The organism is Serratia sp. CY76391 (assembly GCF_052166695.1).
GTDB lineage: Bacteria > Pseudomonadota > Gammaproteobacteria > Enterobacterales > Enterobacteriaceae > Serratia > Serratia nematodiphila.
Map to the genome: position 1 here is coordinate 137,293 of NZ_JBJNOJ010000008.1, position 14,326 is coordinate 151,618.

The 14,326-nt window shown below is 57.5% G+C and carries 13 protein-coding genes; 8 read left to right on the forward strand and 5 right to left on the reverse strand.

From position 1 onward, the window contains the following. Positions 1-54 precede the first annotated feature (54 nt). Complete coding sequence (gene sohB / locus ACJ8PN_RS15955; RefSeq protein WP_004930703.1) at positions 55-1,101, forward strand: protease SohB; 1,047 nt, start codon at positions 55-57, stop codon at positions 1,099-1,101. Between the two features lie 51 nt (positions 1,102-1,152). Here the strand turns inward: sohB and ACJ8PN_RS15960 are convergent, their stop codons facing one another. Beyond that, the gene (locus ACJ8PN_RS15960; protein WP_004930700.1) at positions 1,153-1,404 is read right to left on the reverse strand and encodes a YciN family protein; all 252 of its coding nucleotides are present in this window, start codon (positions 1,402-1,404) and stop codon (positions 1,153-1,155) included. Positions 1,405-1,831: 427 nt separating this feature from the next. Here ACJ8PN_RS15960 and topA point away from each other — a divergent pair, with 427 nt between their 5' ends. After that, positions 1,832-4,429 carry a type I DNA topoisomerase gene (gene topA, locus ACJ8PN_RS15965; protein WP_015378045.1) on the forward strand — a complete coding sequence of 866 codons (2,598 nt, stop codon included), beginning with the start codon at positions 1,832-1,834 and terminating at the stop codon, positions 4,427-4,429. A gap of 360 nt (positions 4,430-4,789) precedes the next feature. Next, entirely contained in the window at positions 4,790-5,764 is a 975-nt protein-coding gene (gene cysB, locus ACJ8PN_RS15970) for an HTH-type transcriptional regulator CysB (RefSeq protein WP_004930690.1), read from the forward strand. 52 nt (positions 5,765-5,816) lie between these two features. On the opposite strand, the gene ACJ8PN_RS15975 is transcribed toward cysB, so the two are convergent. After that, positions 5,817-6,239, reverse strand: coding sequence for a hypothetical protein (locus tag ACJ8PN_RS15975; protein ID WP_442535062.1), 423 nt, complete (start codon positions 6,237-6,239; stop codon positions 5,817-5,819). A gap of 82 nt (positions 6,240-6,321) precedes the next feature. Between ACJ8PN_RS15975 and acnA the strand changes: the two genes are divergently transcribed. Further along, positions 6,322-8,994, forward strand: coding sequence for an aconitate hydratase AcnA (gene acnA, locus ACJ8PN_RS15980; protein WP_021503816.1), 2,673 nt, complete (start codon positions 6,322-6,324; stop codon positions 8,992-8,994). 56 nt (positions 8,995-9,050) lie between these two features. Here the strand turns inward: acnA and ribA are convergent, their stop codons facing one another. Continuing rightward, positions 9,051-9,644, reverse strand: a complete 594-nt coding sequence (gene ribA / locus ACJ8PN_RS15985) for a GTP cyclohydrolase II (RefSeq protein WP_004930678.1) — start codon at positions 9,642-9,644, stop codon at positions 9,051-9,053. Positions 9,645-9,923: 279 nt separating this feature from the next. Here ribA and pgpB point away from each other — a divergent pair, with 279 nt between their 5' ends. The 3 genes from pgpB to lapB all read left to right on the forward strand — a co-directional run bounded on the left by pgpB (position 9,924) and on the right by lapB (position 12,468). Then, a complete protein-coding gene (pgpB, locus tag ACJ8PN_RS15990) occupies positions 9,924-10,688 on the forward strand; it encodes a phosphatidylglycerophosphatase B (protein WP_021503815.1) in 765 nt (254 codons plus the stop codon). A 298-nt stretch (positions 10,689-10,986) separates the two neighbouring features. Next, positions 10,987-11,289: a LapA family protein gene (locus tag ACJ8PN_RS15995; protein WP_004930650.1), complete on the forward strand. Its 303-nt coding sequence runs from the start codon at positions 10,987-10,989 to the stop codon at positions 11,287-11,289. Positions 11,290-11,295: 6 nt separating this feature from the next. Continuing rightward, positions 11,296-12,468 (forward strand): lipopolysaccharide assembly protein LapB, encoded by a 1,173-nt coding sequence (gene lapB / locus ACJ8PN_RS16000; protein ID WP_171454142.1) that lies wholly within the window; start codon positions 11,296-11,298, stop codon positions 12,466-12,468. A gap of 60 nt (positions 12,469-12,528) precedes the next feature. Here lapB and ACJ8PN_RS16005 read toward each other — a convergent pair whose 3' ends face one another. Beyond that, entirely contained in the window at positions 12,529-12,828 is a 300-nt protein-coding gene (locus ACJ8PN_RS16005) for an Arc family DNA-binding protein (protein WP_004930644.1), read from the reverse strand. 171 nt (positions 12,829-12,999) lie between these two features. Next, the gene (gene bhsA, locus ACJ8PN_RS16010; protein WP_004930642.1) at positions 13,000-13,260 is read right to left on the reverse strand and encodes a multiple stress resistance protein BhsA; all 261 of its coding nucleotides are present in this window, start codon (positions 13,258-13,260) and stop codon (positions 13,000-13,002) included. Positions 13,261-13,589: 329 nt separating this feature from the next. On the opposite strand from bhsA, the gene pyrF reads away from it, so the two are divergent. Further along, positions 13,590-14,318 (forward strand): orotidine-5'-phosphate decarboxylase, encoded by a 729-nt coding sequence (gene pyrF / locus ACJ8PN_RS16015; RefSeq protein WP_442535063.1) that lies wholly within the window; start codon positions 13,590-13,592, stop codon positions 14,316-14,318. Positions 14,319-14,326 lie beyond the last annotated feature (8 nt).

A 14,326-nucleotide genomic window follows, 5' to 3' on the forward strand; every position in this document is an offset into this window, starting at 1 on the left:
GTTGGCTAAAATGGAAATAAGCATACTAACAACCTGTAAATAAAGGCGGAATCTGTGGAGTTTATATCTGTTTATGGCCTGTTTCTGGCCAAGGTCGCCACGGTGGTGCTCGCCATCGCCGCGTTGGCCATCCTGGCGGTCAGTTTGGGGCAACGCAAGAGCCGCCAGAAAGGGGAGCTGCAGCTGACCGATCTCGGTGAACAGTATCGCGAGATGCAGCGCGATATGCGCCTGGCGCGCATGGATGCCGCGGAGCAGAAGGTTTGGCTGAAACAGTTCAAAAAGCAGACCAAATCTGATGACAAATTGAAGAAACAGCGCGCCAAGTCCGGCGCGGTGGAAGTGGCCAAGCCGTGCCTGTATGTGCTGGACTTCAAGGGCAGCATGGACGCGCACGAGGTCACCTCGCTGCGCGAAGAGATCTCGGCTGTGTTGGCGGTGGCGTCGGCGCAGGATGAAGTTCTGTTGCGCCTGGAAAGCCCTGGCGGGGTGGTGCACGGCTACGGCCTGGCGGCTTCGCAGTTGGAGCGCCTGCGCAAAGGCGGCATTCGTCTGACGGTCGCGGTGGATAAAGTGGCGGCCAGCGGCGGCTACATGATGGCTTGCGTTGCGGATCGCATCGTGGCGGCGCCGTTCGCTATCATCGGTTCCATCGGCGTGGTGGCGCAGATCCCGAACTTCCACCGCCTGTTGAAAAAGAACGATATCGACGTGGAGTTGCACACCGCCGGGCAATTTAAACGCACGCTGACGCTGTTTGGCGAAAACACCGAACAAGGGCGCGAGAAGTTCCGAGAAGATCTGAACGAAACGCACGAGCTGTTCAAGCGCTTTGTGCATGAGCAGCGCCCGTCGCTCGACATCGACAGCGTCGCCACCGGTGAGCACTGGTTCGGTTCACAGGCGAAAGAGAAGGGCCTGATCGACGCCATCGGCACCAGCGATGATTTGCTGATCGCCGAGCTGGATAACCACGAAGTGATTGCCGTGCGCTATACGCGCCGCAAACGCCTGATGGATCGCTTCACCGGCAGCGCGGCGGAAAGCGTCGATCGTTTGCTGCTGCGCTGGTGGCAGCGTGGGGAAAAGCCGTTGTTGTAACGGCAACGAGAGCGGGAATCAACGGGGGCCAGGCGCCCCCGTTTTCTTGTCTTAATCGACCAGGTGGTATTTTTCCGAAAGCAGGTGAGCCAAATGTTTAAACATATTAAATACCGCGGTGGTTTTGGCGGTGGGCAATCCATCGGCATCCAAAAAGTATTCGCCGCGAAAAACTAAAACGCCGCTTTTTTGTTCAACGTCGGTGGCTATCATGCCGTGCAGATAATCTTCGTGTTGGCGGATGATGTTATTTGCTTCCGCCAGCAGGGCCTCGCGGCCGATAGGTGCAGTATTCGTGCGCATTTATTAGACTCCAAACTAAAAACTCTGCGCATATTCTAACGCCGGTTCGCTTTTATCCGCAAACCGACTAAGGTTTATTTGCCGTCTGGATGGCCATGGGCGGCCGCCGGTTGGCGAAATCGGACTTTCCATGCTAATTAGGTTGCGTGACGCTTTTTATCAGGTACAGTGTGGGATTTTGCGGCGTCGGGTGGAAGGTTTTGTTTACGCCATGAATAAAACTCACACAGCCATACTTCTGGGGCATGGGTGAATAGCAGGCAGGATCAACAACTTGCGTTCAGGTTGAGCAGTTGGGCAACCAAAAGAAAAAAATCTGTTGATCTCTTGCCAGACTGCCGCAATATAAAAAAAGAGACACGAATTGCCGCGGCACGGCGAGATAAAAGACTTCTTTTTAGAAGAAATAAATTAGGTAAAGGTAAATATGGGTAAAGCTCTCGTAATAGTTGAGTCCCCGGCAAAAGCCAAAACTATTAATAAATATTTAGGAAGTGACTACGTGGTGAAGTCCAGCGTCGGTCACATCCGTGATTTGCCGACCAGTGGCTCAGCCAGCAAAAAGAGCGCTGACTCAACCGAAGACAAAGCCAAGAAAAAAGTTAAAAAAGATGAGAAGGCGGCGCTGGTAAATCGCATGGGCGTCGACCCTTACCACGGCTGGAAAGCGCATTATGAAATCCTGCCGGGTAAAGAAAAAGTGGTCGCCGAGTTAAAATCGTTGGCGGAAAACGCCGACCACATTTATCTCGCAACCGACCTTGACCGCGAAGGGGAAGCCATCGCCTGGCACCTGCGGGAAGTGATCGGTGGCGATGACAAACGCTTTAGCCGCGTGGTGTTTAACGAAATCACCAAAAACGCGATCCAACAGGCGTTCAAACAGCCGGGCGAGCTGAACATTGATCGCGTCAACGCGCAGCAGGCGCGCCGGTTTATGGACCGCGTGGTGGGTTATATGGTCTCGCCGCTGCTGTGGAAGAAAATCGCCCGCGGCCTGTCCGCCGGCCGTGTGCAGTCGGTGGCGGTGCGTCTGGTGGTGGAGCGCGAACGCGACATCAAGGCGTTCGTGCCGGAAGAGTACTGGGAACTGCATGCCGATCTGCTGGCGAAGGGTGAAACCGCGCTGCAGATGGAAGTGACCCATGCGCACGATAAACCGTTCAAGCCGGTCAACCGCGAGCAGACGCACGCCGCGGTCAAGCTGCTGGAAAAAGCCCGCTACACGGTGCTGGATCGCGAAGACAAACCGACCAGCAGCAAGCCGGGCGCGCCTTTCATTACCTCTACGCTGCAACAGGCCGCCAGCACCCGCCTGAGCTTCGGCGTGAAGAAAACCATGATGATGGCGCAACGGCTGTATGAAGCCGGCCACATCACCTATATGCGTACCGATTCCACCAACCTGAGCCAGGATGCGCTCAACATGGTGCGTGGCTATATCGGCGACAACTTCGGCGATAAATACCTGCCGAAGGCGCCGAATCAGTACAGCAGCAAAGAGAATTCGCAGGAAGCGCACGAAGCGATCCGTCCTTCGGACGTGAACGTGCTCGCCGAGCAGCTCAAAGACATGGAAGCGGACGCGCAGAAGCTGTATCAGCTGATCTGGCGCCAGTTCGTCGCCTGCCAGATGACGCCGGCGCAATACGATTCCACCACGCTGACGGTGAAAGCCGGCGATTATCAGCTGCGCGCCAAGGGCCGTACGCTGCGCTTTGACGGTTGGACCAAGGTGATGCCGGCGCTGCGCAAGGGCGATGAAGATCGCACGTTGCCATTCGTCGAAATCGGCAGCGAGCTGGATCTGCAGAAACTGATCCCGAGCCAGCACTTCACCAAGCCGCCGGCGCGCTACAGCGAAGCCTCGCTGGTGAAAGAGCTGGAAAAACGCGGCATCGGCCGCCCGTCCACCTACGCCTCCATCATCTCGACCATTCAGGATCGCGGTTACGTGCGGGTGGAAAGCCGCCGCTTCTATGCCGAGAAAATGGGCGAGATCGTCACCGATCGTCTGGAAGAAAATTTCCGCGAACTGATGAACTATGACTTCACCGCGCGCATGGAAGACGGCCTCGATGAGGTCGCCAACAACCAGGCCGAGTGGAAAGCGGTACTGGACGAGTTCTTTGTCGATTTCAGCGAGCAGCTGGAAACGGCGGAGAAGGATCCGGAAGAAGGCGGCATGCGGCCTAACCAGATGGTGATGACCAGCATCGATTGCCCGACCTGCGGCCGCAAGATGGGCATCCGTACCGCCAGCACCGGTGTGTTCCTCGGCTGTTCCGGCTACGCGCTGCCGCCGAAGGAGCGTTGCAAAACCACCATCAACCTGGTGCCGGAAGCGGAAGTGCTCAACATCCTCGAAGGCGACGATGCGGAAACCAACGCGTTGCGCGCGCGCCGCCGCTGCCAGAAATGCGGTACGGCGATGGACAGCTATCTGATCGACAACCAGCGCAAGCTGCACGTCTGCGGTAACAACCCGGCGTGTGACGGCTATGAGATCGAAGAGGGCGAGTTCCGCCTGAAAGGCTATGATGGTCCGGTGGTGGAGTGCGACAAGTGCGGCTCGGAAATGCACCTGAAAATGGGGCGCTTCGGCAAGTACATGGGTTGCACCAACGAGAACTGCAAAAACACCCGTAAGATCCTGCGAAACGGCGATGTCGCGCCGCCGAAGGAAGATCCGGTGCCGTTGCCGGAGCTGCCGTGCGAGAAGTCCGACGCCTATTTCGTGCTGCGTGACGGCGCTGCCGGCGTGTTCCTGGCGGCCAACACCTTCCCTAAATCGCGCGAAACCCGTGCGCCGCTGGTGGAAGAGCTGGCTCGCTTCAAGGATCGTCTGCCGGAGAAACTGCGCTATCTGGCCGATGCGCCGGTGGCGGATGCCGAAGGCAACAAAACGCTGGTGCGTTTCAGCCGTAAAACCAAGCAGCAGTACGTCTCCTCTGAAAAAGACGGCAAGGCGACCGGTTGGTCTGCGTTCTATGTGGACGGCAAGTGGGTCGAAGGCAAGAAGTAAGGGCGATGCCCTGCCTGCAAGATGAAAAACCAGCCCCGGCGGCTGGTTTTTTATTGGTGAAAAGGGGCAAACGGATCTATCCTTTGCTGTTTTTATCCCTCCGACATCGCCGTTTCACGTTGATACCAATGCAAAATAATCGTTATCATAGTGTGACGCGGATCTATACTTGAAGCTGCATCGTGGTATAGTGGTTATATAAAAAGTTTTTTTATTATTAAAGCTTATTAACAACGGCGTTTTCTTCACCATCAGGGTAGAACACGGGGTTTATGGCTTGTGAGTTTCAGCATACCGGGGCGACACCAATATACCTGGCTGCGGGTAAGCCGCAGTGTTTAACCTAGGATGGTATAAGATATGAAATTGCAGCAGCTTCGTTACATTGTGGAAGTGGTTAACCACAACCTGAATGTCTCCTCGACGGCAGAAGGGCTCTATACTTCTCAACCCGGCATCAGCAAACAGGTGCGCATGCTCGAAGATGAGCTGGGCATCCAGATTTTCGCCCGCAGCGGCAAGCACCTGACCCAGGTCACCCCCGCCGGCCAGGAAATCATTCGCATCGCGCGTGAAGTGTTGTCCAAAGTAGACGCCATCAAAGCCGTTGCCGGTGAACACACCTACCCGGACAAAGGCTCGCTGTACGTCGCCACCACGCATACGCAGGCTCGCTACGCCTTGCCCAACGTGATCAAGGGCTTTATCGAGCGTTACCCGCGCGTCTCGCTGCACATGCATCAGGGCTCGCCGACGCAGATCGCCGAAGCGGTCTCCAAGGGCACCGCCGATTTTGCCATCGCCACCGAGGCGCTGCACCTGTACGACGATCTCATCATGTTGCCGTGCTACCACTGGAACCGTGCGGTGGTGGTGAAGCCCGATCATCCTTTGGCGGGCAAAAGCAGCATCAGCATTGAAGAGCTGGCGGCTTACCCGATCGTCACTTACACCTTCGGTTTTACCGGCCGCTCGGAGCTGGACACCGCCTTCAACCGCGCCGGCCTGACGCCGCGCATCGTCTTCACCGCCACCGACGCTGACGTCATCAAAACCTATGTGCGTCTGGGATTGGGGGTGGGGGTGATCGCCAGCATGGCGGTGGATCCGGTGCAGGATCCGGATCTGGTGACGGTGGATGCGCGCGACATCTTCACCTACAGCACCACTAAAATCGGCTTCCGCCGCAGCACCTTCCTGCGCAGCTACATGTACGACTTCATTCAGCGCTTCGCGCCGCACCTGACGCGCGACGTGGTCGACAGCGCAGTGGCGCTGCGCTCCAACGAAGAGATTGAAGCGATGTTCAAGGACATCAAGCTGCCGATTAAGTAACCATCGACGATATCAAATCAAACCCGGAGAGGCGCCTGCCTAACCGGGTTTTTTAGCCCGGAAATCCGTACTGATTACCGTAAATGCCTGGTATCACGATGAAAAAAGCCTCTGGATTGTTCTGTTCTGATTGCTCACCCTTTTGTTGCTGCGCTACCAACCAGACGGAATTTTCGACAGTTTCGTTTCCAACAACATAGAAATTAGCGGTGATGGTGAAATAGGGATGAATAATTTCGACTCGGCTGTCATTGCCATTAAATTGGGTGTCTCTGCCATCATTGCTGCAGTTGTGCTCACAGTATGTCGCCGCCTGGTGCGCAAACCCTGCTAAAGCCGCTAGATTTTCCCTGCAAAAACGCCGCCTCGTTGCGGCGTTTTCGTTGACGCGTGGCCTAACCCCTTGGCTGCGCTCGCACTTCCTTCCTCTTGATTGTTCCCGCCTATCGTTGTGATCAAATCGTGTTGTTATCAAAACGTTAACTTATCTTTGTGGTATCTTTAAACAAGACCTCACTGATTACCCTGTTTTAGTCACAATAAGAAATGGAGGAGCTATGTCGTCCGATCTTCGTGAAACAAGTCTGGATAAGCTGGTTGCGCTGAATAGCGAATATTACTACTACAGTCTGCCGCTGGCGGCGAAGCAGCTGGGTGATATCGACCGGTTGCCGAAATCAATGAAAGTGCTGTTGGAGAACCTGCTGCGCCATGTGGATGGCGATACCGTGCAGGTTGACGACCTCAAGGCCATCGTCGCCTGGTTGCAAACCGGCCATGCTGACCGTGAGATCGCCTACCGCCCGGCGCGCGTGCTGATGCAGGACTTTACCGGCGTGCCGGCGGTGGTGGATCTGGCGGCGATGCGCGAAGCGGTTCGGCGACTGGGCGGCAATGTCGACCAGGTGAACCCGCTGTCGCCGGTGGATCTGGTGATTGACCATTCGGTCACCGTCGATGAATTTGGCGACGATAATGCCTTTGAAGACAACGTGCGCATCGAAATGCAGCGCAACCACGAGCGCTACACCTTTCTGCGCTGGGGGCAGAAGGCCTTCAACCGCTTCCGCGTGGTGCCGCCGGGCACCGGCATTTGTCACCAGGTTAACCTCGAATACCTTGGCCAAACGGTGTGGCACAGCGACGAAAGCGGCCGCCGCGTGGCCTATCCGGATACGCTGGTGGGCACCGATTCCCACACCACCATGATTAACGGCCTGGGCATCCTGGGCTGGGGCGTGGGCGGCATCGAAGCGGAAGCCGCGATGCTGGGCCAGCCGGTGTCGATGCTGATCCCGGACGTGGTCGGCTTCAAGCTGACCGGCAAGCTCCGCGAGGGCATTACCGCCACCGATCTGGTGCTGACCGTCACCCAAATGCTGCGCAAACACGGCGTTGTCGGCAAGTTCGTCGAGTTTTACGGCGACGGCCTGGCCGATCTGCCGCTGGCCGATCGGGCGACCATCGCCAACATGTCGCCGGAGTTCGGCGCCACCTGCGGCTTCTTCCCGGTGGATGACGTTACGCTCGGCTATATGAAGCTCAGCGGCCGCAGCGCCGAACAAATCGCGTTGGTGGAAGCCTACGCCAAGGCGCAGGGCATGTGGCGCAATCCGGGAGATGAGCCGGTATTCACCAGCTCGCTGGCGCTGGATATGTCGACGGTGGAGGCGAGCCTCGCCGGGCCGAAACGCCCGCAGGATCGCGTGGCGCTGCCGAATGTGCCGCAGGCGTTCAAGGCTGCTACCGAGCTGGATATCGGCGGTCACAAGGCCAAGACAGACAGCAAAACCTTTACGCTGGACGGGCAGCAGCACGAACTGCGCGACGGCGCAGTGGTGATCGCGGCGATCACCTCCTGCACCAACACCTCCAACCCGAGCGTGATGATGGCGGCCGGCCTGTTGGCGAAAAACGCCGTCAAGAAAGGGCTGCGTAGCAAACCCTGGGTAAAAACCTCGCTGGCGCCGGGTTCCAAAGTGGTGACCGACTACTTCGACAGCGCCAAACTCACCGCTTATCTGGAAGAGTTGGGGTTCAACCTGGTGGGGTATGGCTGTACCACCTGCATCGGTAACTCCGGCCCGCTGCCGGATCCGATCGAGCAGGCGATCAAAGAGGGCGATCTGACCGTGGGCGCAGTGCTGTCGGGCAACCGTAACTTCGAAGGGCGCATCCACCCGCTGGTGAAAACCAACTGGCTGGCCTCGCCGCCGCTGGTGGTGGCTTATGCGCTGGCGGGCAGCATGAAGATCGATCTGACTAAAGAGCCGCTGGGCGAGGGTAACGATGGCCAGCCGGTCTACCTGAAGGACATCTGGCCGAGCAGCCGGGACATCGCTCAGGCGGTGGAAGAAGTGCGCACCGAGATGTTCCACAAGGAGTACGGCGAAGTGTTCGACGGCGATGCCAACTGGCAGGCGATCCAGGTGACCGGTTCGGCGACCTATCAGTGGCAGGAGGATTCTACCTATATCCGCCATCCGCCGTTCTTCAGCACCATGAAGGTGAAGCCGGATCCGGTGCAGGACATCAAAGATGCGCGCATTCTGGCGATTCTGGCCGACTCGGTGACCACCGACCACATCTCGCCGGCGGGTAACATCAAGCGCGACAGCCCGGCGGGGCGTTACCTGAGCGAGCATGGCGTAGCGCCGCAGGATTTCAACTCCTACGGTTCACGCCGTGGCAACCACGAAGTGATGATGCGCGGCACCTTCGCCAACATTCGCATCCGGAACGAAATGGTGCCGGGCGTGGAAGGCGGCTATACCCGCCATATTCCTTCGCAACAGCAGCTGTCTATCTACGACGCCGCCATGCAGTATCAGCAGGAGAAGGTGCCGCTGGCGGTGATCGCCGGTAAAGAGTACGGTTCCGGCTCCAGCCGCGACTGGGCGGCGAAGGGGCCGCGCCTGCTGGGCGTGCGGGTGGTGATTGCCGAATCCTTCGAGCGTATTCACCGCTCTAACCTGATCGGCATGGGGATTTTGCCGCTGGAGTTCCCGCAAGGGGTGACGCGTAAAACGCTGGGGCTGACCGGGGATGAGCAGATCAGCGTTGGCGGCCTGCAGCAGCTGCAGCCGGGCCAGACGGTGCCGGTGCACATCACCTATGCCGACGGGCGCAAGGAAGTGGTCGACACCCGGTGCCGCATCGATACCGGCAATGAGCTGACTTACTACGAAAACGACGGCATCCTGCACTATGTGATCAGGAAAATGCTGTAATTAATCAATAAAAAGGGCGCCGTAAGGCGCCCTGATTGTTTCCGCGGCGGTGGCGATCACTTCTGGTCGAGCAAATGGCCCATTTTGGCGGCCTTGGTTGCCAGATAGCGTTCGTTCTTCGGATTGCGGCCGACGATCAACGGCACGCGTTCGCTGATGTTGATACCGGCTTCGGTCAGGATCTCGACCTTTTTCGGGTTGTTGGTCAGCAAACGCACCGCGTCGACGCCCAGCAGTTTGAACATGTCGGCACACAGGGTGAAGTCGCGCTCGTCGGCGGCGAAGCCGAGCTGGTGATTGGCTTCCACGGTGTCTGCGCCTTTATCCTGCAGGGCGTAGGCGCGGATCTTGTTCAACAGGCCGATATTGCGGCCCTCCTGGCGATGGTACAGCAGGATGCCGCGGCCTTCTTCCGCAATCTGCTCCAGTGCGGCTTCCAATTGAAAACCACAGTCGCAGCGCAGGCTGAACAACGCGTCGCCGGTCAGGCATTCGGAATGCACGCGTGCGAGCACCGGCGCTTCGCCGGAAATATCACCGAATACCAGTGCCAGATGGTCATGTCCGGTCGCCAGTTCTTCGAATCCTACCATCAGGAAATCGCCCCAAGGTGTCGGCAGTTTAGCCTCTGCCACCCGTTTCAGCTGCATGTCACTCTCCACAAAAACCTACGATTCAATCATTGTCGCGCATCCTAAGTCCGGTTCAGTAAATTGACCAAGACTAAAACGTGCTACGCCGATCTCTATTTCGTTAATTATCGGCTATTTTGCCACAACTTCTTGCCGGGCGGTGCTCAGCAAACCAGCAGATGGCGTTTTCTGGCCACCTATTATTGCGATAGGTTTCCTATCTGTTTAATTTTTCGCGTGTTATCAATATTGCACTCTTGTTACACTGCAGCCTGATTCACGCAGAGGAAAACGGGAATGTATGAGATAGCAAAACGTACGGCGGGCGGCGCGCTGCTGCTGCTGTTGATGCCGCTGGTCGTATGGGCATCCGGCTGGCATTGGCAGCCCGGCGGCAATGATCGGCTGCTCAAAGCGCTGTTCTGGGTGACCGAAACCGTTACCTCGCCGTGGGGCATTCTGACCAGCGCTGTCCTTTGCGGTTGGTTTTTGTGGTGCCTGCGCTTTCGGCTGAAGGCGGCCATCGGTCTGGCGATCCTGCTTTCCGCCGCGTTGGTGATTGGGCAGGGGGTCAAGTCGTTGATCAAGGATCGGGTGCAAGAACCGCGGCCGTTTGTGGTATGGCTCGAGCAAACCCACGGCGTGGACGGAAAATATTTCTATTCGCTGCATCGCAAAGAGCGCAGCGCGCTGGTGCGCGAGCAACTGCAAGACCAGACGCTGGTGCCGAACTGGCTGCGCAAGCACTGGCAGTTTGAAACCGGCTTCGCTTTCCCGTCGGGGCATACGATGTTCGCCGCCACCTGGGCACTGTTGGGCGTAGGGCTGCTGTGGCCGCGCCGCCATTATAAAACCGTTGCGCTGCTGATGGTGTGGGCAACGGGGGTGATGGGCAGCCGTCTGCTGCTGGGCATGCACTGGCCGCGCGATCTGGCGATGGCTACGCTGATCAGTTGGCTGCTGGTGGTGGTCACCTGCTGGCTGGCGCAGCGCTGGTTCGGCCCGCTGACGCCGCCGCCACAAGAACAGCAGGAAATCGCGGCGCGCAAGCCGGAGATATGATCGCTATGTGACCATGTCACAAAATAGGCGGCATCGGATCGGTGCCGCATTAACCGCTTACATTTTCCCGCCATTGCAATTCGCCCGGTTGCCCCCATATCCTTATAAATTCGACGTTTTGAGAAGCTTTCTCATCAATTTGTTCGCTAAGACCGTTTACTGCCGAATATGCCAGCAGATATGTGGTTTTATCGTGCGGCAGGGTTTCCCTGCCGCAGCGGGAAATGCTAACTTAAGGGTTAGGGACGCCACATTTTGGCATCGTTCATCCGATTCACTCGGCATCGCGGGAAAGAATGTGAAATATTTGCTGATTTTTTTGTTGGTTCTGGTGATCTTCGTGATTTCCGTCACCTTGGGTGCGCATAACGATCAGGTGGTCAATTTTAACTATCTGGTTGCGCAGGGCGACTATCGCGTATCGACCCTGTTGGCCACGCTGTTTGGTGCCGGTTTCGTTCTCGGCTGGATCATTTGCGGCCTGTTCTACCTGCGCACGCGTATTGCGCTGGGTCGCGCCGAGCGCAAGATCAAAAGGCTGGAGCTGCAGCTTGAGCAGCCCGCTGAACCGGCGGCTCAGCCTGTTGTCAGCAAGGAATAATCCTCTATGTTAGAACTGCTGTTTCTGTTGCTGCCCGTGGCTGCCGCGTACGGTTGGTACATGGGGCGCAGAAGCGCTCAGCAGGATAAACAGCAAGAAGCCAACCGCCTGTCGCGCGAATACGTGGCAGGGGTGAACTTTCTGCTCTCCAACCAGCAGGACAAGGCGGTCGATCTGTTCCTCGACATGTTGAAAGAGGACAGCAACACCGTTGAAGCCCACCTGACGCTGGGTAACCTGTTCCGTTCGCGCGGTGAAGTCGACCGCGCCATCCGCATCCATCAGGCCTTGATGGAAAGCGCCTCCCTGACCTTCGAACAGCGCCTGCTGGCGGTGCAGCAGCTGGGCCGCGACTATATGGCGGCCGGGCTGTATGACCGCGCGGAAGACATGTTCAGCCAGTTGACTGACGAAGCGGATTTTCGCGTCTCGGCGCTGCAGCAGCTGCTGGTGATCCATCAGGCGACCAGCGACTGGCAGAAAGCGATCGACGTGGCGGAAAAGCTGGTCAAGCTGGGCAAAGAGAAGCAACGCGTCGAGATCGCGCACTTTTACTGTGAGTTGGCGCTGCAGGCAATGGGCAGCGACGATCTCGATCGGGCGATGAACCTGCTCAAGCGGGCGGACGCCGCCGATAAACAGTGTGCGCGCGTCTCCATCATGTTCGGGCGCATCTACATGGCGCAAAACGACTACGCCAAAGCGGCAGAGTCGCTGCAACGCGTACTGAGCCAGGATAAAGAGTTGGTCAGCGAAACGCTGCCGATGCTGCAGGAATGCTACACGCATCTGCCGGAACAACAGCACAACTGGGCCGATTTTCTTAAGCGCTGCGTGGAAGAGAACACCGGCGCCACCGCCGATCTGATGCTGGCCGAGATCATCGAGCAGCACGAAGGGCGCGACGTGGTGCAGGTCTATATCAACCGTCAGCTGCAGCGTCATCCCACTATGCGGGTGTTTTATCGGCTGATGGATTATCACCTGGCGGACGCTGAAGACGGCCGGGCGAAAGAGAGCCTGCTGCTGTTGCGCGACATGGTCGGCGAGCAAATTCGCACCAAGCCGCGATACCGCTGCCACAAATGTGGCTTCACCGCGCACTCGCTCTATTGGCATTGCCCGTCGTGCCGCGCCTGGTCATCGGTCAAACCGATCCGCGGTCTGGACGGGCAATAACGCGGCGGCGCGACAAAATAAAACGGGGCGATTTATCGCCCCGTTTTTTTATGTTCATACTTACTTTTTCTTGCCGCCTTTGGCGCCGGTTTTTAACAGCTGGCGGAGTTTCTTCAGCTCTTTCTGGCTCAGCGGCTGTTCAATTTCTTCTTCGGTGCTTTGATTGTCGATCTCGCCGTGGTGCAGGTCATCCGCCTTTTTGGCCGGTTTTTCTGCTTTGGTGGCGGGCGCGCTGAAACTGCTTTCCAGGCGCTGGCACACTTCCACGCTCAACGAAAATTCGTTTTCAGCGGCGGCGGCGCGGATTTTTTCCTTGAGTTCCAGAGGAATTTTAATGGTAAGTGTCGATATCTCGCTCATTTTGAAAGCCTTTCTGCAGGAAGATGCCTTCAAGCTAAGCCACTGGCGATCGGGTGTCTAGTGTGTAATAAAAATTTAATATTTATGTAACAAATGGGGGCGGGGAAAATGCGGGTTTTTAGGCGAGAAACAGAGGCAGGGCCCGAGCGTGCGGGCCCTGTACCGGAAACATTATTTGTAGATGATCGCGGTGCCGCTCAGCATGTTGTTACCGCCGGCGGAGATGATGCGGTAGCTGCTGGCGCCCTGGGCATCCGCTTTAGCGGCCAGCTTTTTCTCCAGGCTGCTGAGGGTGGTTGCGTGGCCTGCGGAAACGATGCCGGCGGCGGTCAGGTTATCGGCCTGCTGGCTGCTGATCGGTTCAGCGGCGAAGGTGGCGAAAGAGGTCAGTGCGATAGCGGCTGCGGCTGCAAAATATTTGATGGTTTTCATGGGTGACTCCAGTCTGTTTAGTTAGGAAGGAAGCCATTCGCTTCCGATGGGTTGAATAATAAAGCATCCGTGCCGATTGAAAATCTGATAATGCTGAGCAAGTCATTCAAAATATCTGATTAACAATTTACGCATCTTTACGGCGTTTTACGCTGCGTGGTTTATTGCTGACGGGCGTTCATTGACGCGCCATGACAAAGGCGGGAGGTAACATGACAGAGCGTAGGTGCGCGCTGCGGCTGGGATTTCGGGCCCCCGACATGTAGAATGCGGCGGTCAGTTTCGCGGGTGAGTCCCTGATTATGTCTATTTTACAGAAGGTAGAAGAAATGAAGTCTGAAAATAACGCTAATAACAATGACTTAAAATCATCTCCAATCGTTGTGGCGTTAGATTACGCCGATAAGAACGCTGCGCTGGCGTTCGCCGACCGCATCGATCCGCAAGACTGCCGGCTGAAAGTGGGCAAAGAAATGTTCACGCTGTTTGGGCCGCAGCTGGTGAGCGATCTGCATGGGCGCGGTTTCGACGTGTTTCTCGACCTGAAATTCCACGATATTCCCAATACCACTGCGCATGCGGTAGCGGCGGCGGCCGAACTGGGCGTTTGGATGGTTAACGTCCACGCCAGCGGCGGCGCGCGCATGATGACTGCCGCTAAAGAAGCGCTGGCGTCATTCGGGACGGATGCGCCACTGTTGATCGCCGTAACCGTGCTCACCAGCATGGAAGCGGAAGACCTGCGTGGCATCGGCATCGAGGCCAGCCCGGCGGAACACGCCGAGCGCCTGGCGCGCCTGACCCGCGACTGCGGGCTGGACGGCGTGGTGTGTTCGGCACACGAAGCGCAGCGGCTGAAGGCGGCCTGCGGGCAGGCTTTCCAACTGGTGACGCCGGGGATCCGCCCTGAAGGCAGCGCGGCGGGCGATCAGCGCCGTATCATGACGCCGGTGCAGGCGCAGGGCGCCGGCGTGGACTATATGGTGATTGGGCGTCCGATCACCCAATCTGCCGATCCGGCCGCGACGCTGCGCGCGATCCGCGCCTCTTTGGCCTGAGGAAGCGA

Excerpts from the sequence above, each read along its gene's own strand:
- ACJ8PN_RS15960 (WP_004930700.1), bottom strand. The coding sequence starts at position 1,404 with ATGCGCACGAATACTGCACCTATCGGCCGCGAGGCCCTGCTGGCGGAA.
- topA (WP_015378045.1), top strand. The coding sequence starts at position 1,832 with ATGGGTAAAGCTCTCGTAATAGTTGAGTCCCCGGCAAAAGCCAAAACT.
- cysB (WP_004930690.1), top strand. The coding sequence starts at position 4,790 with ATGAAATTGCAGCAGCTTCGTTACATTGTGGAAGTGGTTAACCACAAC.
- acnA (WP_021503816.1), top strand. The coding sequence starts at position 6,322 with ATGTCGTCCGATCTTCGTGAAACAAGTCTGGATAAGCTGGTTGCGCTG.
- ribA (WP_004930678.1), bottom strand. The coding sequence starts at position 9,644 with ATGCAGCTGAAACGGGTGGCAGAGGCTAAACTGCCGACACCTTGGGGC.
- pgpB (WP_021503815.1), top strand. The coding sequence starts at position 9,924 with ATGTATGAGATAGCAAAACGTACGGCGGGCGGCGCGCTGCTGCTGCTG.
- lapB (WP_171454142.1), top strand. The coding sequence starts at position 11,296 with ATGTTAGAACTGCTGTTTCTGTTGCTGCCCGTGGCTGCCGCGTACGGT.
- ACJ8PN_RS16005 (WP_004930644.1), bottom strand. The coding sequence starts at position 12,828 with ATGAGCGAGATATCGACACTTACCATTAAAATTCCTCTGGAACTCAAG.
- bhsA (WP_004930642.1), bottom strand. The coding sequence starts at position 13,260 with ATGAAAACCATCAAATATTTTGCAGCCGCAGCCGCTATCGCACTGACC.
- pyrF (WP_442535063.1), top strand. The coding sequence starts at position 13,590 with ATGAAGTCTGAAAATAACGCTAATAACAATGACTTAAAATCATCTCCA.